A 17,549-nucleotide genomic window follows, 5' to 3' on the forward strand; every position below is an offset into this window, starting at 1 on the left:
ATCCGCTCAGAGCTGGCCGGTGGCCTCGCGCCACGCCCGTTCCTTCTGGACCCACTCGTTGTCCTGCGGGAACTCGTCGATCGTGGTGACCCGGCGGATCTCGGTCTTGAAACCCGGGCCGGTCATCGGCGACCGCCTGGCCCACTCGACGGCCTCCTCCTTCGACGCCACGTTGAGGATGTAGAACCCGCCGAACAACTCCTTGGTCTCGCCGTACGGGCCGTCGGTCACCACGGGCGGCTCGGCGGAGTAGTCGACGACCACCCCCTCGGCGGCGTCGTCGAGTCCCTCCGCGGCGACCAGCACACCGGCCCGGATCATCTCGTCGTTGTACCTGCCGACGGTCTCGAGCATCTTGCCGAAGTCGATGTCCGCCATCCCCGCGAAGGCCTCGTCGGTGGCGCGCATGATCAGCATGTACTTCATCGTGCTGTCTCCCTGGGGTGTCCGGGACCCTCTCGCGGATCCTCTCATCCCTAGGTCGAACGGGAGTGCCGTGAATCGACACAACCGCCGATCTTCTTCCGGCATTCGGATTCGGAGGGCGGCCATCGACGCGCCCGGGCACGGCGACAGGCCGGGAACCGAGCAGGACGGCTCACCGCGCTTCCTCACCCGCCACCTCCCGGATGACGGCACTTCGGCCACGGTGACCTGGGTCCGCTGTGAAAGTGCGCGTGGCAACCGGACACCGATGAAGATGACGAAGAGGTGGAGTACGACGGCCAGGCCATAGGCGAGGGGGTGGGCTTCTCCGACCAATGTCAGGGCTAGAGGCACGATCGACGCTACCATAGCATTGGTAGAATTTCTAGTGGTGCTAGGATCGTCTCATGTCGATTCAAACGCGCCGGGAGCGGGAGCGGGCGGAGCGGGAGCGATTGATCATCGCAGCGGCCCGGGAGCTGGTCGAGGCCGAGGGCTGGGAGGCGGTGACGACCCGTCGCCTCGCCGAACGGGTCGAGTACAGCCAGCCGGTGCTCTACAGCCACTTCAAGGGCAAGGACGCCATCATGGCGGCGGTCGCGGTCGAAGGCTTCGCCGACCTGGCCGCCGAGCTGCGCGCGGCCCGTACGTCGGCGGCCGACCCTCGCCAGGCCCTCGCCGACGTCGGCGCCGCGTACGCCGCGTTCGCCGAGCGGCGACCCGCGTTGTACGACGCGATGTTCACCCATGCCGTCGACCTGCCGCCCGCCGGCCCCGAAGCACCGGCCGCCCCGCATGCGGCCTTCGGCGAGTTACGCGAGGCCGTACGGCCGCTGGCCGGGGAGGACGACCTGGGTCTGCTCACCGAGACCCTCTGGGGCGGCCTGCACGGACTGATGACGCTCACGCGAGGCGGCAGGCTCCGGCACGAGGGCCACGAGCGGCGGCTGGCGTTGCTGCTCGGCCGCTTCTCGCGCTGATCCGCTGATCACAGTTGTCCTCCCGCGTCTCACAGCCGGTGTCCACCCTTCGGGACGAACCCCTACAGGCGCCGGCCCACAGCGAAACCGTCAACTTCCTCAGCGCCATCTCCGTGGAGATCGACACCGACGCCAGCGGCTACCGGCCCCTGCGCCACCGTGCTCCTCCCTGATGAGACGCCCTCCGACCTGGCCGCTGGGCAGGTGGCCCCGATCCATATCGCCGGGCTCCATCAGGCCGCCCGCGCCGCGCCCGGCCGGCCCCTGGTCCATGTCAGGGTGTGCCGAACCAGTTGGAGAGTGCTTCGCGCAGCGCCGGCGCGGCGGTGTCGGCGGGTTCGTCGATGGTTGCGGCCCAGGCGATGTGGGCGTCCGGGCGGATCAGCAGGGCATCGGCCGATCGCCGGCCGGTCTTGGCGGTGTGGACGTCGACGCGCTGCCCCCAGGCGCGGGCGGCCTTGCGAAGGTCGGGGCGGCCGGCGAGGTCGAGGAGGATGGGCCGGGCGGGGTGCAGGAGTTCGGCGACGCCGGTGATTCCCTGGTCGGTGTGCAGGGTGAGGTCGGGCGCGAAGGTGCCGGCCAGGGGGTGGGGGTTCGTGCCGGGCATCGGGTAGCGGATGTCGGCGCCGACGACCATGGCTCCCATCCGGCGCAACGGCTGCTCGTCGGCGAGCAGTTCGGAGAACACTTCGCGGAGGGCTTCGGCGGCCGCGTCGTGCCCGCGCCGCAGCGCCACCTGGGCTCGGGTGTGCAGCATGGTACGGGCGCCGGCGAGGTGGCGTTCGGCGTGGTAGGTGTCCAGCAGGCTGGCCGGCGCCCGGCCGTGCAGGTCGGCGGCCAGCTTCCAGGCCAGGTTGACCGCGTCCAGCAGGCCGGCGTTGAGCGCCACGCCGGTGGCGGGGAACAGGTGCGCCGCGTCGCCGGCCAGCAGGATGCGCCCGTCGCGGTAGCGCTCGGCCTGGCGGGCCTTGAAGGTGAAGCGCGACAGCCGGGTCGATCCGGCCAGGGGCAGGTGCGCGCCGAGCACGCGGCGGATGCTGTCCTGGAGTTCGGTCAGGGTCATCGGGACGTCGTCGTCGTACTCGGTGGTCTCGTCCTCGATGGTGTAGAGGGAGACGCTCGGGGCGCCGGGTGAGGAGCCGACGCCGAGCAGACCCTGGTCCGTGCGGGTGAAACCCGCGCGGATCGCGCCGAAGCCGGGGACGTCGAGATCGCCGTTGTCCAGCACGGTCACCGAGCCTGGCAGCGTGACCTGGGCCAGCCGGTTGACCTCCGGGTAGGTGACGCCGGGGAAGCCGATGCCGGTCCAGTCCCGGATGCGGCTGCGCGCGCCGTCGCAGCCCACCAGGTAGCGGGCGTTCACCCGGTATGGCCCGTCCGGGCCCCGCACCTCCACCATCACCCCGGCGTCGTCCTGGTTCACCCCGGTCACCTCGTGCCCGCGGCGTACGGCCGCGCCGAGCTCGTCGGCGCGTTCGTCGAGCAGCCGCTCCAGTTGCTGCTGCGGCAGCGGCAGCGCGTGCAGCGGCGGATCCGCCAGCCGGGTGAAGTCCAGATGCACCCCGCCGAACGGGAACCGAGGCGCCGGGACGGGGCCGGTGCAGGCTGCCTGGAAGCGTTCCAGCAGGCCCCGGTAGCGCAGCAGCTCCAGGATCTGCCCGCCGAGACCTCCGGCCTTGGGGGTGTCGCGGCGGTTCGGGTACCGCTCCAGCACCAGCGGTCGCACCCCGGCCAAGCTCAGTTCAATCGCCAGCATGAGGCCGGTCGGTCCGGCCCCCACAATGACCACGTCAGCGTTCTTCATCGGTCGCTTTCCTCGCAATCTGTCGTTGTCCGCAACACGCGCATGTCGTTCACTCGCCGTTCTGCCGATCCTGTGCCTACGCTGACGATCTTCTGCGCGGCTTGGACGATGGCGCCCTCGGTCTCGACGCGCATCCACCGTGGCCTGAGCGGTACGGCAGTGGGTGGCGTCCCGCTGACCTCGTGGTGCCGGTCGAACGGAAGCCTGGCCGGGGTGGGATCGTGATGTGTCGCATTTCAGTTGTCGATGTCGGCGACGGTGGAGGTCGGGGTGTTGAGGATGCCGTCGAACGCCTCCAGGACGGGCGTGTGCACGTAGGCGCTCTGGATCCGGATGCGGTCGGGGCCGGTGGTCTCGTGCGCCTGGCGGAGGTCGGCGATGCTGAGCCCGAGCCCGGCCTCGGCGAAGGCGGCCTCGATACTGCCCGGCTCGGGCGGCTGCAGCACGGTGTTGTCGATGGCGAAGCCGAAGCGCGCGTTCTCGTCGGGGCGCATGTCGGCGGTGTGTCCGGCGGGGCTGGTCAGGGCGAGGGCGACGTAGTCATCGCCCAGGGAGTTGTGCAGGTGCTGCCCCATGGGCAGCCCCGTGAGGTGGCCGTCGAAGGAGATCGGCGTCTTCTGGATGTGGGCGTTGTGGGCCGCCAGCACGATGCGGGCCTCGGGGCCGGAGCGCTCGAGGTGCCACAGGACCGACCCGGCCATGTAGACATCCCTGGCCGAGGTGTCGGCGGTCAGGCCACTGCCCGCGTACAGGCCCGCCATGGCGCGAAAACCGTAGTCGGCGGTACAGGCGGCCTCGAGGCGGCGCCGGGCGATGTCGTAACCGTGCTGGTCACCACGGGAGAGGTAGAGCAGTTCTACGGCGCGGAACCGGATGAGCAAGCGCGTCAGGATCGCCCTGAGGGCGTCCTGCTCGGCAGCGGCCAGGCGGGTCCAGGCCGGTGCGGCCGAGGCCGCGGAGGCGCCGGCGAACGACTCGGCGATCCGCATCGCCCGCTGAATCATCGGGAGGGTCTCGGGATCGACCTGGCGCAGGTAGTCGGCGACCGGGGCCAGGGCTGGAAGCAAGGACCCACCAGCCGCTGGGATGTCGATCCCGGCGAAACGCACTGGCTCAGCGGCTGAGGCGTTGTACCGGCGCATCCAGCGCAGCGGCTCGTCGACCCCCACCGGAATCGCCGCATCGAGCCGGGCCGCCAGCTCACCGTCCGTGCCTTCCCCCCGGGCCCAGGCGTCCAGGGGGAAGCCCTCACTGAAGCCGTACTCGAAGGCCAGGACGGTGAAGCCGCAGCGTTCCACCAGGAACCGCAGGATGCGCTGGCGCATGACCGAGAACTCGGTGATGAAGTGGGAATTCTCACCGACCGCGACGACGCGTGCGTCACCGACGAGGTCGCGCAGCGGCTCCAGGTCGTCGAGCGGCGCCTCGGGGTCCAGGTGGACGAGCGGGACCGCGTGTCCGCGAAGCCAGTCGGCGAACGGGTCGCGGCGGGACGGAACAGGCATGCTGACAGCTCGATTCTCATAGTGAAAGGTGAAGGAACGACAGATGGAGGTGCGTGACACTGTGGGCGGAGGCATCACCCGCGGCGCGTCCTACCGCCTGCGGGCCGCCGCTTCCTCCAACTCGTCGACGCTGCCGGACATGATCGTGGCGACGTGCTCGATGAGGTGCTGGAGCGGCCAGTCCCACCAGGCCAGTGCGAGGAGGCGGGCGATGTCGGCGTCACCGTAGCGGCGGCGGATGAGCCTGGCCGGGTTGCCGCCGACGATGCTGTAGTCGGGCACGTCGTCCACGACCACGGCGCCGGAGGCGATGATCGCTCCGTGGCCGATACGGACGCCGGGCATCACCATGGACCGGTAACCGAACCAGACATCGTTGCCCACCACGGTGTCACCCCGTCCGGGCAGGCCGGTGATGAGGTCGAGATGTTCGGCCCAAGACCCGCCCATGATCGGAAAAGGGAACGTCGAGGGGCCGTCCATGCGGTGGTTGGCGCCGTTCATGATGAACCGCACGCCCTCGCCGAGCGCGCAGAACTTGCCGATGACCAGCTTCTCCGGCCCGTAGTGGTACAGCACGTTGCGGGTCTCGAACGCGGTCGGATCGTTCGGATCGTCGTAGTACGAGAACTCCCCCACCTCGATCAGCGACGAGGTGACCAACGGCTTCAGCAGCACCAGGCGCGGCTGCCCGGGCATGGGATGCACCACGGTCGGGTCGGCAGGAACGGGCATCACGAGATCGTCTTCTTTCCGATGAGGGACGGTGGTGTGTTGAAGAACGTCAGGCCTCGCCGCCCCGGCGTCGTACGCGCCGGGGCAGGGCACACCGCCTGTAGTTCTCGGAGACGGGCGGTGACTTGGCCGTTCTTATCGGCATGACCGACACGCCCCACCGTCGCGGCGCCGACCGGACCGAGGCCATCATGCGGGCCACCCTGGAGCTCGGCCAGGAGATCGGCTACGCCAGACTGAGCATCGAGGCGGTCGCGGCCCGTGCGGGCGCCAGCAAGCAGACCATCTACCGCCGCTGGTCATCCAAGGGTGCCCTGCTGCTCGACTCGCTGTTGTCACTGAACGAGCCCGGCCTGGACTACCCCGACACCGGCGACATCGTCGCCGACCTGCGCGCACAGATCTACTCGGCCATTGACCTGCTGGCCGGGCCACCCTTCGGCCCCTTGTTCAAGGCCCTGATCGGCGAGGCCCAGCACGATCCCCAGATCGCCGCCGCGCTCAACGAGCGCTTCATCGCCCCACAGGCGGACAAGACCGTCGCCCGCCTTCGACCTCGATCTGGCCATGGCGATCCTGTCCGGCCCGCTGTACTTCCAACTCCTGATCACTCAGGAACAACTGACCCACGCGTATGTCGACCGGATCCTCGACGCCCTTTTCGCTGGGCTGGGCCCCAGCCACGCATACTGACGTCCCGTCTCAGGCCACCACGCTCATAGCGAGGAGCCATGAGACGCGGCTCGCGGCCGGACCTGTCCAGGGCGAACACCGTAGCCTGCGCGACATCGCCACCCGGCTCGTCATCACCAAGAGCACGAAGAAGGGCCGGCCCCCTTCCCCTGCCACCGTCCTGCGCATGCTTCGCGAACACGACGAAGCCGCCGCAACAGCGGATCTCGGCCCGGGGGCTGGAGGAGGCCCACCACAGCGCCTCCCCCTCTCACCACTTCCGCGGGCTGAGCAATCCGACCGACACCGAAGCCGACCCGTCCATCACCTGCCGGCTCCGGGCTTACTCGACGGTCGTGCCGGTCCGGGCGGGCCAAGGTTTCGGAGACGTTGGTCCCTGTCCCGTGTGCCGAGCGGCCCTATGCCCGCCCGGTGCGTGCGACCAGTGTGAGGGTGAGGAGCCGAACGAGCCACCGAGGGGAAGACGGGACTCAGTTTTGATCACCTGTTCTCCGTCCCGATCGTGACGTGGTCGCCGAGCTCCCGGGCGGCCCTCTGGCCGGACCGCGGGATCGACACAGGTCACGGCCACACGCGGAACGGAGAATCCCATGAACATCGAACGCCTCACTGATCGGGGCGGGGCAGGCTGCGGGCCTCCGGCCTACAAGGCGGTGATCTTCGATATGGACGGCGTGGTCACCGACACCGCGGCCGTGCACGCCGCGGCGTGGAAGGCGCTGTTCGACGAGGTGCTACCGGACCTGACCGAGTCGCCGGTTCCCGGATTCGACGTCGAAGAGGACTATCGTCGCTACGTTGACGGCCGTACCCGGGAGGACGGCGTGCGGTCGTTCCTGGCCGCGCGCGGGGTCGCACTGCCCGACGGGAATCCCGGAGGTCCGCCCGGACCGCGCACCGTGCACGGGTTGGCGGCTCGCAAGCAGGAACTGTTCGCCGAGCGACTGGCCGAAGGCGGAGTCACCGTCTTCCCCGGCACGGTGGCGCTGCTACGGCGGCTACGCGCCGACGGCCTGCTGACCGCGTTGGTCACCTCCAGCCGCAACAGCGAGGCGGTGCTCGCGGCGGCGAACGTCAGTGATCTGTTCGACGCCCGGGTCGACGGCAGCGACGCCGTACGGCTCTCGCTGGCCGGCAAGCCCGATCCGGCCATGTTCCTGGAGGCGGCGCGGCGGCTTCGGGTCGATCCCGCGCGCTCGGTGATCGTAGAGGACGCGGAGGCGGGCGTGCGGGCCGGTGCGCGCGGCGGTTTCGGCCTGGTCGTCGGCGTGGATCGGACCGGCAACCGGGCGCGGCTGCTCGCGGCCGGCGCGCACCTGGTGGTGGAGGACCTGGCGGCGCTCTGTTACCAGCGGGTTTTCCCGTCCGGGACGCGGAGTTCGACCTCCAGATAGCGTGGCGACGGTTTGTCCGGCAGGGGTTGGCGCCCGGTGCGCAAGGTGCAGGTCGAAGAAGACACGGACGTACGTGCGGGTGATCTCTTCGGTCAGACGCCTTCCGCGAGGAGGCGGAGGCTTTCGCGGGCCCAGTCGACGCGGGCCTGGGCGACGGCGACCTGGCCCGCGAAGACGTTCGCCTTCAACCCGGCGATGCGGTCGTGCTCGGCCGGCGGGCGGTTCTTCAGCCGTTCCTTGAGCAGGTCGGTGTCCTTGGCCAGCAACGCTTCCCGGTGCGCGCGCCACTCGGTGATCAGCTGCTCCTGCTCGGCGATGTACGCCTTGAGCACGGACGCGGCCCGATCCGCGTCGATCATGTCGAAGAAGAGTGCCTGCAGCGAGAACGAGTCGCGTACCGGGGCCGGGGTGTGGCCGGTGCCCAGCCAGGTCCTCAGCTCCTCGAGCCCGCGCTCGGTGATCGAGTACACCGTCCGCTTCAGCCGCGTGCCACGGATCTCCTTCTGACCTTCGATGAGCCCGGCCTGCTCCATCTGGCGGAGCGTCGGATAGATCTGGCTCTGCGGCGCGGACCACACCCAGCGCGGGGCGGCATCGAAGAAGCGGGTCAGTTCGTACCCGTTCATCGGGCGCGCCTCCAGGACGCCGAGCAGTGCGTGCTGAAGCGACATGCCCCCAGCATAGAGGCGTCCCACTTGCCCTAGAACATGTACAAATATACCTGTATTGTCCTGCCTGTTTTTGTAGATGCGCACGGGCAGAGAGGTACTGGTGTGAACACAGAGCTGGCGGACGCCGGACGGGCGCTGGCAGCGGCTGGGCTGGTCACCGCGTTCGGGCACGTGTCACTGCGAATCGGGGACGACCGGCTGCTGATGACCCCTCCGGTGCCGCTCGGGACGCTCGGGCCTGACACACAGCACGCCGAGGTCCCGCTGGATGCCACCGACCTGCCCGACGGCACGCCGCGCGAGGCGTGGATCCACCTGGAGATCGCCCGGGCGCGACCCGGCGTGCGGGCGATCTGCCGGGCACAGCCGCCCACCGCCACGGCCCTGGCCTCGGCGGGGGTGCCGATCCTGCCGCTGCACGGGCAAGGGGCGTTCCTCGGGCCCGAGGTGCCCGTGTTCGACGACGCGACACTGGTACGCGACCGCGCGCGCGGGCGGGCGCTGGCCGAGCGTCTGGGCGCGGCGCCTGCCGTGATCATGCGGGGCAACGGCGCCGTGACCGTCGGCGAAAGCGCCGGCCAGGCCGTCGCCCTCATGTGGGTGCTGGAGGCCTCCGCCCGCATGAACGCCACCGCCGCCGCCTCCGGCACCCCCACCCCCCTCACGCCCGCCGAGCAGGAGTCGTGGCGGGCCGTGCGATCCGAATTGTCCAACCGCATCTGGTCCTATCTCCGGGAGTTGTCATGATCGAGCTCGAGGACATCGCCTACGTCCGGTCCGGCGCCGCCGACCTGGACACCGCCCTGCGGTTCGCCGTGGACATCGTCGGCCTGGAGCTCACCGCCCAGGAGGGCGGCGTCGCCTACCTGCGCGCCGACCAGCGCCACCACTGTCTTGCCCTGGTCGAAGGGGAGTCCGGAGTCATCAGCTCCGGGTTCACCGTCCGGGACGAGGACGCGCTCGCCGCCGCCGAGACCGAGTTGGAGAAGGCCGGCGTCACCGTCGTACGGGGCGACGCCAAGGAGGCCCACTCACGCCGGGTCCGGGACTTCCTGTCGTTCGACGACCCGTTCGGCAACCGCATCGACCTGGTGACCGACCAGGTGACACTGACCGCACCGGTCCGCTACGGACGCGAGGCCGGCATCACCGAGTTCGGGCACCTGTGCCTGGACGCCCCGGACGTGCGCGAGGCGTACCGCTTCTGGTCCGGCCTGTTCAACGCCCGGGTGTCGGACTGGATCGGCGACTGGGCCTGCCTCATGCGCATCGACCAGGTCCACCACAAGCTGGCCGTGTTCCAGGGCAGCCAGCCGGGGCTGTGCCACCTCAACTTCCAGATCGACTCGCTCGACGCGTTGATGCGCAACCATCACTTCCTGGAGGCCAACGGGGTCGAGATCGAGATGGGCCCCGGCCGCCATCCGCAGTCGACGGCGGTGTTCGTCTACTTCAAGGGGCCGGAGGGGATCACGTACGAGTATTCCTGGGGCGTGCGGCTCATCACCGACGAGGACGCCTGGCGGCCCCGCTACTTCGACCCGGCCGAGCCGGGCTCGATCGACATGTGGCAGGGCCCCACGCGCCGCGTCCACACCCAACCCCAGATCCGCCGCCCTCTCGGCCAGGGCTGAGCCCGCTCCCCCGTGCCTCACCCGGCCGAAACGGCAGCCACAGGAAGGTGATCGATCGCATGGTGAACGGACCACGGATCGTGCTGACGAGCGGGACGACCGACGCGATGCCGCGCCGGCGTGGCTCGTCGGTGACCGTACGCCTCGGCGACCTCGACTCCGTGGCGGGGGTGTGACATGCCGCTGGTCGAGGTGACCTTGGCCGAGGGCCGCGAACCCGGCGCGATCCGGGCGCTCATCCACGAGGTGCACGCCGCCGTCGAGCGCTCGCTCGGCGCCCCCGCCCAGAGCATCCGGGTGATCGTACGCGAGGTGCCGCGCACCCACTGGGCGGCCGGAGACCAGACGCTCGCCGAACGCGACGAGATCAACAAAGGTGACTGACATGGAATTCTTCGGACACGTGATCGACGGCGCCGAGGTGAAGTCCTCCGGCGGCGAGACGTTCACCAGCGTCGACCCCTACACCCGCGAGCCGTGGGCAGAGGTCGCGCTCGGCGGCGCGGCCGAGGTGGAACGGGCCGTGGCGGCGGCGCGGCGGGCATTCGACGAGGGGCCGTGGCCACGCATGGGCCGCGCCGAGCGCGGCAGGCTGCTGCATCGCCTCGCCGACCTCATCCTCGAACACGCCGACGAGCTCGGCCTGGCCGACACTCGCGACATGGGCAAGCCGATCACCCAGAGCCGCGGCAACGATGTGCCCCGTGCCGCCGACAACTTCCGCTTCTTCGCCGACCACGCCCGGCTGACCACGGCCGAGACGCTGCCGATGGACTCCGGCCACCACGCCTACACTCGCTACGAGCCCGTCGGTGTCGCCGCCGCCATCGCCCCGTGGAACTTCCCGCTGATGCTGGAGACCTGGAAGATCGCGCCCGCGCTGGCCTGGGGCAACACGGTCGTGCTCAAGCCCGCCGAGGACACCCCCGCCTCCGCCACCATCCTGGCCAGGCTCGCGCTGGAGGCGGGCCTGCCGCCCGGGGTGCTCAACGTCGTCCACGGCTACGGCCCGGACTCCGCCGGGCAGGCGCTCACCGAGCACCCTGGGATCGACCGGATCACCTTCACCGGCGAGTCCGCGACCGGCCGGGTCATCTCGGCCGCGGCGGCCGGGCACCTCGTGCCGGTCAGCCTGGAGCTCGGCGGCAAGGGCGGCAACGCGGTCTTCGCCGACGCCGACCTCGACAACGCGGTGAGCTGGTCCATCAAGGCGATCTTCACCAACGCCGGGCAGGTGTGCCTGGCGGGGTCGCGCCTGTACGTCCAGCGTCCGGTGTTCGACGAGTTCATCGCCCGCTTCACCGCCGCGGCCGAGGCGATGTGCCTGGGCGACCCCAAGCTGGACTCCACCCAACTCGGCCCGCTGGCCTCGAAGACCCACTACCGGAAGGTGCGCGGCTACGTCGAGACCGTCGCCGAGGAGGGCGGCTCCGTCCGCTCCGGCGGCCTCGGCGACGGCTGGTTCGTCCGCCCCACGGTGATCACCGGCATGCCCGCCACCGGCCGCCACCAGCGCGAGGAGATCTTCGGCCCGGTCGTCACGGTGACGCCGTTCGACACCGAGGACGAGGTCGTGGCGCTGATGAACGACACGCGCTACGGGCTCAACGCGATGCTGTTCACCGAGAACCTGTCCCGGGCGCACCGCGTCTCCGCCCGTCTGCGGGCCGGGACCGTCTGGGTGAACTGCTTCTTCGTCCGCGACCTGCGCGCCCCGTTCGGCGGGGCGGGCGACTCGGGGGTCGGGCGCGAGGGCGGCACCTTCAGCCGGGAGTTCTTCACCGAGCCGAAGGCCGTCGTCATGCAGATCGACTGATCCGCGGCCGGCGCCGGGGTCGCCCGAGCGGCGCGACCGTCATCGGCTTTCTAGGTGTCCAGCACCTTACGGAGCAGCTCACCGAACTCGGCGGGGTGCGTGCTGAGGCCCGTGTGCCCGCCGGGGAAGTGGACGAGCTCCGTGCCGTACCGCTCGGCCAGGAAGGCGGCGGGACGGTAGGGCAGTTCACCGCGCGAGTCCGCTCCGCCCGCGAGTACGAGCCGGTCCGACAGGGCCGCCAGGCGATCCATGTCCGGGACGTAGGCCATGAAGCTCGGCACGATACGTCCGAGGAAGTAGGACATGTCCGCCATCGTCCGCTCGGCTCGCGCCGCCGCCTGCGGCGGCAGGTCGGTGACCGCCCGGGCGTCGACGGGATCGGCACCGGGCCGCCTGAGGCCGGCTGCGAACTCGGCCGCCGCGGGCATCGGCCCGTCCCGGCGGAGCGTGTCTTGGACGCGGGCGAGCAGCGCATGGTGCTCGGCCGCGTCCGGCAGCACCCCCACCAGCGGCGGCTCGTGCGCCACGACGCGTTCGATCCGCTCGGGATGGCTGGTGAGCAGGTGCAGCGCGACGATCGCCCCCGAACTGCAGCCGACCACGAGGGCGGGCTTGTCCGGCGACAGCAGCTCCAGCAGCCGGAACCCGTCGTCGGCGTGCTGTGCGACCCGCTGAGCGGCTTCCGGGGCGTCCAACGGACTGCGGGACAGGCCGCGCGGATCATAGGAGGCGACCGTGTAATCGGCGGCCAGGTCATCTGCGACGCCGTCAAAGGAGGCCGCGCCGCCCGTGCCGCCGGGGATCAGCAGCAGGAGGGGGCCTCTCCCGCGCACCTCGTAGTGCAGGGTGGCGCCGTCCACGCGCAGGCGGCCAAGAGTCGGTCCGGTCATGACGGGTCTCCTTCATGGGATGTGGGCCAGCGCTCCAGGAGGGCGTGCAGGGCGTCGAGGCAGCGGACCCAGGAGGCCTCCGCCGGACGCGCGTGCGCGAAACCGCCGGCGGCCTCGAGGCTGACGAAGCCGTGCAGTGCGCTGCGCACCAGCCGGACCGCGTCGGTCAGGTCGGGCTCGGCCAGCGCGTAGGCGCGCAACATGCTGTAGGTCAGCTCGACCGCACGTCGCGGCCCGGGTGCCCGGGCCGCGAGCTCGGGATCGATCTGCGTCGGAATCTGCGTCGCGGTGTACCGGCCCGGGTGTTCATGGGCGTACGCCCGCCATGCGTTCGCGAACGCCACCAGCGCGTCCTTGCCGGCTCGTCCGGCGGTGGCCTCCGCGATGCCGATGGTCTTCTCGTCCGCCGCCAGCAGCGCGATCCGCCCGCGCAGGTCCTCCAAGCCGCGTACGTGCACATACAGGCTCGCGTCCTTCACCCCCAGCCGCCGCGCCACCGCCGACATGGTCACATGGTCGAGCCCGACCTCGTCCGCCAGCTCGGCGCCCACCAGCGTCACCCGGTCCGCCGTCAACCCTGCCCGCGCCATGCCACACCGCCCTTCCCTTAGGGTCACTAGGAAAAAACTAGGATCCCTAGGATAGCCCTTGGGTCGAAGATCGCAAAACAGGGCGATCACATCGGGGCCGAGGGACGGCAAGGCGTTCCTCCCGCACGCGCGCGCCCTCGTCAACGCCGCCGACCAGGCGCTCGCCGTACTGCGGGGCCGGCACCGCGCGCTCCGAGTCGATGCGCTGGACACCCGGACAGCGGCCATCGACCTGGTCCACGGGTTCTACGAGATCGCCGGGGAAGCCGACATCGAGATCATCACCTCGGACGGCCTCGGATCCGCACGCGACACACTCGCCCGAGGAAACCCTCGGGAGCATGCGGACCTTCCAGACGACATCGCCGCACAGATGAGTTCAGAGGCACGAAGAGGCATGCGGATTGGCCGCGCTGCCCTCGGTGCACAGCAACACCACCGTCGAGACCGGGCCAAGGCCCAGCGTGGTACGACGCTCGCCGGCGCCGTCGCCGGTGAGCACGGCGCGAACGCCGGCGAGCGAGGCCGCACCGCAGGGGCCACAGGAGACACCGAGGGCGGCGAGGTCACCGGCCGCGCGGGCACTGTCGGCATCGGCGATGGCCACGGCGGCATCCAGCCCACCACGCAGGTGAGGCCAGGCGATAGCGGAGGGTGTGCCGCAGTTCAGCCCGGCCATGATGGTCTCACCTGTGCTGACACTGACCGGTTCGCCACATAGGAGGCTCTCGATGACACAGGGGGCGGCCATGGGTTCCACCGACAACAACGCCGGGGGCGGCCCCGCCGGACGACTGCGGTAGTGGGTGACGACGGCCTGGGCCAGCGAGCCCACGCCCACCGGGATGGCGACAAGATCGGGCATCCCCGCTCCGGCCACCGTCAGCTGCTCGTCGATTTCGGCACAGAGGGTGGAATAGCCCTCGACGATCCAACCGGGGATCTGCTCATAGCCCGGCCAGGCGGTGTCCTGGACCAGAACCGTATCCGGCGCCCCGGCCGCCCCGGCCGCCCGGCGCACCGCCTCGTCATACGAGCCCGCGACCTGAACGACCTCGGCCTGCTCGGCGGCGATGGCCGCCACAGCCTTCGGATGAACGCCTTCCGGGATGAAGACGCGGGCGCGCTGGCCGAGCAGACGTGCCATATGAGCCACAGCGCGGCCATGGTTGCCGTCGGTTGCGGTCACCAACGTGACCGGCCCCGCCCCACCGTGCCGCGCCCGCTCGGCAAGGGCACGGTGCACCGCCCAGGACGCGCCCAGCACCTTGAAGGCGGGCAGCCCCAGGCGAGACGACTCGTCCTTGACGAAGACCCGCCCGACCCCCAGCTCGGCGGCAAGCCAGGGAAGTTCGACCAGCGAGGTAGGGGCGTACTCGAACAGGGAGGCGTGGAAGTCCCGCACCTCGGCGGGGGCGGGCGCACAGGTCCAGAACCTGGCGGCGGGCCGCGCGAACCACGGCAGCGTACGGACGGAGGAAGCGGTCTCAGACATCGCAGCCAGCGTGCGACACACACACCAATCGGTCCAGCGGATGTTTCCCACCTATATTCGTCGGAGAATCCGACCGATCGAAGGCTCGCCGATGTTCGACCTGCACCGACTACGTCTGCTGCGCGAACTCAAGCACCGCGGCACCCTCGCAGCCGTCGCCGCCGCCCTCTCCTACAGCCCCTCCTCCGTCTCCCAGCAGCTCTCCCAGCTGGAGGCGGAGGTCGGCGTCCGGCTACTGGAGCCGATCGGGCGGCGCGTGCGGCTGACCGAGCAGGCAGAGATCCTCGTCGCGCATACCGAAGCGGTACTGAAACGCCTGGAGCGCGCCGAGGCGGACATCGCCGCCTCACTGACCGAGCTGACCGGGACCCTGCGCATCGCCTCGTTCCAGACCGCCACCCTCGCCCTGATACCCGGCGCACTGAGCATCCTGCGCGATCTCCACCCCGGCCTTCGGCCCCATGTCACACAGATGCCACCGGAGGTGGCCCTGCCCGCGCTGCAGGCCCGCGACTTCGACCTGGTCATCGCCGAGGAATACCCGGGCAATCCCAACCCCCGGCCCGCCGAACTGGAGCAGGAAGACCTGCTCGACGACTCCCTCCGCCTCGCGCTGCCCGAACCGGCCGACGACGCGGACGGTCCCACGGCGTCGCTGCGCTCACTCGCCGACCGTCCCTGGGCCATGGAACCCGAGGGTACGACCGCCCGCCACTGGGCCATGACCCTGTGCCGGAACGCCGGTTTCGAACCCGACGTACGGTTCGAGACCACCGACCTCCTGATCCACCTTCGCCTCGTCGAACAAGGCCACGCCGTCGCCCTGCTTCCCGACCTCGTATGGATCGGACAGTCCCCGACCGTCACCCTGCGGCAACTTCCCCGTGGCCAGCGCACACGCCGCATCTTCACCGCGGTACGCCGAGGTCGCAGCCGGCACCCCGCCATCAGGGCATGCCGCCACGCACTCCGGCAAGCCGCCGCAGCGGCGACGGCCCCGATCGACACCTGACGGGGACGGTACGCGATCGCGTCATCAAGACCGCTTCGAGTTCGGGATCGTCCGGATAGCGGCCCGACGCGCTCCTTCGTCACCGCCTCCCGGCTCGCGTACCCTGCGGATCATGCCGATCACTGACGTTGAGCTGGCCTGTACGGCGGCGCGGGCGGGAGCAGCCGTCGTGCGCGCCATGTTCGGCGCACCGCTGACGCGCCTGGAGAAATCCGGCGGTGACTTCGCCACGGCCGCCGACGTGGCGGCGGAGCAGGCCGTCCTTGACGTCATTCGCGCCGCCCGGCCCGGTGATGCCGTGACCGGCGAGGAGAGCGGGTCCACGGGCCCGGCGGGGGCGGAGCGCACGTGGCTGGTCGCCCCCCTGTGCGGCACGCTGAACTACGCCGCGCGCACCATGCTGGTGGCGGTGAACGTCGCCCTGCGCGTGGGCTCGGACATCACGGTGGCGGCCTCGGCCGACCCGTTCGCCGACGAAGTGTTCTGGACCGACGGCGTCCGCGCCCACATCCGCCGCAGCGGTGTGGACGAGCCGCTCAAGCCGTCGCCGGATTCGCGGCTGGTGGACGTCAACCTCGACCCGCCGTTCCCGAACTCACCCGCCTTCCGTGCCACCGCCCTGCTCGCCGATCCGGGATTCGCCGAGCGGTTCCGCCCGCGCGTCGTCTCCACCACCCTGGCGGTGGCCTGGGTGGCCGCCGGCCGGCGAGCCGCCTACGTCACCGACGGCCGGCTCCACGACAGCGTGCACTTCGCCGCCGGGATCGCGTTGTGCCGTGCCGCCAGCTGTATGCTGACCGGCCTCGACGGCCGGCCGCCGCATACCGGCGCGGGCGGGCTCATCGCGGCGGCCGACCAGGAGACCCACACGGCGCTGCTGGACCTCATCCGCAACCAGTAGTCCCATCAGCTGCCACCAGGCACATCCGAGGGGTGTCGGTCCTGGTCAGCGGCCACGACCATAGGGCAGCGTGATGACGTGGGAAGCCGTTCCGTCAGCGACTCCGGGGTGAGAGGGGCGAGCACGTATGAGCCAGGTGTGGACGATCGCCCTGCGCGGGCTGTCCGGTGGCCTGCTCGTCATGGCCTTCGCCCTGATCGGCGAGATGGTGAGCCCGAAGCGGTTCGCCGGCGTCTTCGCCGCGGGGCCGGCCGTCGCCCTGGCGGGGATGACCGTGACCCTGCTGTTCATGGGCGGCCGGCAGGTCGCGGACTCCGCACTGGGGATGATCGTCGGATCGGTGGCGCTGGTGGCGTACTGCGCCTCGGCGGTGCCTCTGGTGCGGCGTCTGGGAGCCCTCGCCGGCTCGGCGGCCGCGATCGCGGTATGGGCGGCCGTCGCGACGGCAGGCCGTCTGCTGATCGCATGAGCGCCCCACGCAGGATGCGGATCCAGCCTTCCAAGCTGCGCAGGGTCACGCTGCCGGGGATGGCGCTGCGCTTCGCCTTCGGGGCGGCCGTCTCCGTGGCCGCCGGCCTGGTGGGAAACCGCTGGGGACCGGTCACGGGCGGGGTCTTCCTCGCCTTTCCAGCGGTTCTGGCCGCCACCCTCACCCTGATCCAGGACGAGGAGCACAGCCGGATTCCGGCCTCCAACGATGCCCGTGGCGCGGTGCTCGGCGCGGTCGGCATGATCGCTTTCGCCCTGTGCGTCTGGGCGCTCGCCACCCGGATCCCCACGTTCGTGGCGATGGGGATCGCGCTCGTGGCGTGGGCGATCGTCGCCGCTGTTCTGTACCTGCTCATCTGGGGCGTCCGCCGGAGCCGGTGACATCCCCGGGCCGAGATGACGGATCACCGTCCGCGACCTGCCGGATGCCCTCCGCCGCAGTGGCCGGCGCCGTGTCGGGCGGTTACGCGTCAGCCGGCAGGCCCCGGCCTCCTCCCCGTCCCCGCCGATCGCA

Annotated in this window: 19 protein-coding genes; 11 read left to right on the forward strand and 8 right to left on the reverse strand. The window is 70.7% G+C overall.

The window, feature by feature from the left end; translation table 11 throughout:
- Positions 1-6 precede the first annotated feature (6 nt).
- Positions 7-426: a YciI family protein gene (locus AB0J58_RS29900; RefSeq protein ID WP_343979366.1), complete on the reverse strand. Its 420-nt coding sequence runs from the start codon at positions 424-426 to the stop codon at positions 7-9.
- 407 nt (positions 427-833) lie between these two features.
- On the opposite strand from AB0J58_RS29900, the gene AB0J58_RS29905 reads away from it, so the two are divergent.
- Positions 834-1,406, forward strand: coding sequence for a TetR/AcrR family transcriptional regulator (locus AB0J58_RS29905; protein WP_364221834.1), 573 nt, complete (start codon positions 834-836; stop codon positions 1,404-1,406).
- 274 nt (positions 1,407-1,680) lie between these two features.
- Here AB0J58_RS29905 and AB0J58_RS29910 read toward each other — a convergent pair whose 3' ends face one another.
- The 3 genes from AB0J58_RS29910 to AB0J58_RS29920 all read right to left on the reverse strand — a co-directional run bounded on the left by AB0J58_RS29910 (position 1,681) and on the right by AB0J58_RS29920 (position 5,450).
- A complete protein-coding gene (locus tag AB0J58_RS29910) occupies positions 1,681-3,210 on the reverse strand; it encodes an FAD-dependent monooxygenase (RefSeq protein ID WP_364221837.1) in 1,530 nt (509 codons plus the stop codon).
- A gap of 236 nt (positions 3,211-3,446) precedes the next feature.
- Positions 3,447-4,715, reverse strand: a complete 1,269-nt coding sequence (locus AB0J58_RS29915) for an erythromycin esterase family protein (RefSeq protein ID WP_364221840.1) — start codon at positions 4,713-4,715, stop codon at positions 3,447-3,449.
- A gap of 90 nt (positions 4,716-4,805) precedes the next feature.
- Positions 4,806-5,450 carry a CatB-related O-acetyltransferase gene (locus AB0J58_RS29920; protein WP_364221843.1) on the reverse strand — a complete coding sequence of 215 codons (645 nt, stop codon included), beginning with the start codon at positions 5,448-5,450 and terminating at the stop codon, positions 4,806-4,808.
- A gap of 143 nt (positions 5,451-5,593) precedes the next feature.
- Here AB0J58_RS29920 and AB0J58_RS29925 point away from each other — a divergent pair, with 143 nt between their 5' ends.
- A complete protein-coding gene (locus tag AB0J58_RS29925) occupies positions 5,594-6,172 on the forward strand; it encodes a TetR/AcrR family transcriptional regulator (RefSeq protein WP_364221846.1) in 579 nt (192 codons plus the stop codon).
- Between the two features lie 561 nt (positions 6,173-6,733).
- Entirely contained in the window at positions 6,734-7,537 is an 804-nt protein-coding gene (locus AB0J58_RS29930) for a beta-phosphoglucomutase family hydrolase (RefSeq protein ID WP_364221849.1), read from the forward strand.
- A 92-nt stretch (positions 7,538-7,629) separates the two neighbouring features.
- Here AB0J58_RS29930 and AB0J58_RS29935 read toward each other — a convergent pair whose 3' ends face one another.
- Complete coding sequence (locus AB0J58_RS29935; RefSeq protein ID WP_364221852.1) at positions 7,630-8,208, reverse strand: PadR family transcriptional regulator; 579 nt, start codon at positions 8,206-8,208, stop codon at positions 7,630-7,632.
- A gap of 102 nt (positions 8,209-8,310) precedes the next feature.
- On the opposite strand from AB0J58_RS29935, the gene AB0J58_RS29940 reads away from it, so the two are divergent.
- From AB0J58_RS29940 to AB0J58_RS29955, 4 genes are all read left to right on the forward strand, one after another.
- Positions 8,311-8,955, forward strand: a complete 645-nt coding sequence (locus AB0J58_RS29940; protein WP_364221855.1) for a class II aldolase/adducin family protein — start codon at positions 8,311-8,313, stop codon at positions 8,953-8,955.
- Positions 8,952-9,842, forward strand: coding sequence for a VOC family protein (locus tag AB0J58_RS29945; protein ID WP_364221858.1), 891 nt, complete (start codon positions 8,952-8,954; stop codon positions 9,840-9,842). The genes AB0J58_RS29940 and AB0J58_RS29945 overlap by 4 nt, the downstream gene beginning before the upstream one ends.
- Positions 9,843-10,019: 177 nt before the next feature.
- Positions 10,020-10,226, forward strand: a complete 207-nt coding sequence (locus AB0J58_RS29950; protein ID WP_364221861.1) for a tautomerase family protein — start codon at positions 10,020-10,022, stop codon at positions 10,224-10,226.
- A gap of 1 nt (position 10,227) precedes the next feature.
- A complete protein-coding gene (locus AB0J58_RS29955; protein ID WP_364221864.1) occupies positions 10,228-11,658 on the forward strand; it encodes an aldehyde dehydrogenase in 1,431 nt (476 codons plus the stop codon).
- Positions 11,659-11,708: 50 nt separating this feature from the next.
- Here the strand turns inward: AB0J58_RS29955 and AB0J58_RS29960 are convergent, their stop codons facing one another.
- From AB0J58_RS29960 to AB0J58_RS29970, 3 genes are all read right to left on the reverse strand, one after another.
- A complete protein-coding gene (locus tag AB0J58_RS29960; protein WP_364221867.1) occupies positions 11,709-12,548 on the reverse strand; it encodes an alpha/beta hydrolase in 840 nt (279 codons plus the stop codon).
- A complete protein-coding gene (locus AB0J58_RS29965; protein ID WP_364221870.1) occupies positions 12,545-13,138 on the reverse strand; it encodes a WHG domain-containing protein in 594 nt (197 codons plus the stop codon). The genes AB0J58_RS29960 and AB0J58_RS29965 overlap by 4 nt, the downstream gene beginning before the upstream one ends.
- A gap of 379 nt (positions 13,139-13,517) precedes the next feature.
- The gene (locus AB0J58_RS29970; protein WP_364221873.1) at positions 13,518-14,633 is read right to left on the reverse strand and encodes a diaminopropionate ammonia-lyase; all 1,116 of its coding nucleotides are present in this window, start codon (positions 14,631-14,633) and stop codon (positions 13,518-13,520) included.
- Between the two features lie 91 nt (positions 14,634-14,724).
- On the opposite strand from AB0J58_RS29970, the gene AB0J58_RS29975 reads away from it, so the two are divergent.
- The 4 genes from AB0J58_RS29975 to AB0J58_RS29990 all read left to right on the forward strand — a co-directional run bounded on the left by AB0J58_RS29975 (position 14,725) and on the right by AB0J58_RS29990 (position 17,416).
- The gene (locus AB0J58_RS29975) at positions 14,725-15,645 is read left to right on the forward strand and encodes a LysR family transcriptional regulator (protein ID WP_364221876.1); all 921 of its coding nucleotides are present in this window, start codon (positions 14,725-14,727) and stop codon (positions 15,643-15,645) included.
- Positions 15,646-15,757: 112 nt separating this feature from the next.
- Positions 15,758-16,546, forward strand: a complete 789-nt coding sequence (locus tag AB0J58_RS29980) for an inositol monophosphatase family protein (RefSeq protein WP_364221879.1) — start codon at positions 15,758-15,760, stop codon at positions 16,544-16,546.
- Between the two features lie 127 nt (positions 16,547-16,673).
- Complete coding sequence (locus tag AB0J58_RS29985; protein WP_364221882.1) at positions 16,674-17,015, forward strand: DUF3147 family protein; 342 nt, start codon at positions 16,674-16,676, stop codon at positions 17,013-17,015.
- The gene (locus tag AB0J58_RS29990) at positions 17,012-17,416 is read left to right on the forward strand and encodes a DUF3147 family protein (RefSeq protein ID WP_364221885.1); all 405 of its coding nucleotides are present in this window, start codon (positions 17,012-17,014) and stop codon (positions 17,414-17,416) included. The genes AB0J58_RS29985 and AB0J58_RS29990 overlap by 4 nt, the downstream gene beginning before the upstream one ends.
- Positions 17,417-17,549 lie beyond the last annotated feature (133 nt).

The sequence above is a fragment of the Streptosporangium sp. NPDC049644 genome, assembly GCF_040675205.1.
Classification (GTDB): domain Bacteria; phylum Actinomycetota; class Actinomycetes; order Streptosporangiales; family Streptosporangiaceae; genus Streptosporangium; species Streptosporangium fukuiense.

Bases quoted from the DNA above. Each gene is read 5' to 3' on its own strand.
- AB0J58_RS29900 (WP_343979366.1), bottom strand. From the start codon at position 426: ATGAAGTACATGCTGATCATGCGCGCCACCGACGAGGCCTTCGCGGGG.
- AB0J58_RS29905 (WP_364221834.1), top strand. From the start codon at position 834: ATGTCGATTCAAACGCGCCGGGAGCGGGAGCGGGCGGAGCGGGAGCGA.
- AB0J58_RS29910 (WP_364221837.1), bottom strand. From the start codon at position 3,210: ATGAAGAACGCTGACGTGGTCATTGTGGGGGCCGGACCGACCGGCCTC.
- AB0J58_RS29915 (WP_364221840.1), bottom strand. From the start codon at position 4,715: ATGCCTGTTCCGTCCCGCCGCGACCCGTTCGCCGACTGGCTTCGCGGA.
- AB0J58_RS29920 (WP_364221843.1), bottom strand. From the start codon at position 5,450: ATGCCCGTTCCTGCCGACCCGACCGTGGTGCATCCCATGCCCGGGCAG.
- AB0J58_RS29925 (WP_364221846.1), top strand. From the start codon at position 5,594: ATGACCGACACGCCCCACCGTCGCGGCGCCGACCGGACCGAGGCCATC.
- AB0J58_RS29930 (WP_364221849.1), top strand. From the start codon at position 6,734: ATGAACATCGAACGCCTCACTGATCGGGGCGGGGCAGGCTGCGGGCCT.
- AB0J58_RS29935 (WP_364221852.1), bottom strand. From the start codon at position 8,208: ATGTCGCTTCAGCACGCACTGCTCGGCGTCCTGGAGGCGCGCCCGATG.
- AB0J58_RS29945 (WP_364221858.1), top strand. From the start codon at position 8,952: ATGATCGAGCTCGAGGACATCGCCTACGTCCGGTCCGGCGCCGCCGAC.
- AB0J58_RS29950 (WP_364221861.1), top strand. From the start codon at position 10,020: ATGCCGCTGGTCGAGGTGACCTTGGCCGAGGGCCGCGAACCCGGCGCG.
- AB0J58_RS29955 (WP_364221864.1), top strand. From the start codon at position 10,228: ATGGAATTCTTCGGACACGTGATCGACGGCGCCGAGGTGAAGTCCTCC.
- AB0J58_RS29960 (WP_364221867.1), bottom strand. From the start codon at position 12,548: ATGACCGGACCGACTCTTGGCCGCCTGCGCGTGGACGGCGCCACCCTG.
- AB0J58_RS29965 (WP_364221870.1), bottom strand. From the start codon at position 13,138: ATGGCGCGGGCAGGGTTGACGGCGGACCGGGTGACGCTGGTGGGCGCC.
- AB0J58_RS29970 (WP_364221873.1), bottom strand. From the start codon at position 14,633: ATGTCTGAGACCGCTTCCTCCGTCCGTACGCTGCCGTGGTTCGCGCGG.
- AB0J58_RS29975 (WP_364221876.1), top strand. From the start codon at position 14,725: ATGTTCGACCTGCACCGACTACGTCTGCTGCGCGAACTCAAGCACCGC.
- AB0J58_RS29980 (WP_364221879.1), top strand. From the start codon at position 15,758: ATGCCGATCACTGACGTTGAGCTGGCCTGTACGGCGGCGCGGGCGGGA.
- AB0J58_RS29985 (WP_364221882.1), top strand. From the start codon at position 16,674: ATGAGCCAGGTGTGGACGATCGCCCTGCGCGGGCTGTCCGGTGGCCTG.
- AB0J58_RS29990 (WP_364221885.1), top strand. From the start codon at position 17,012: ATGAGCGCCCCACGCAGGATGCGGATCCAGCCTTCCAAGCTGCGCAGG.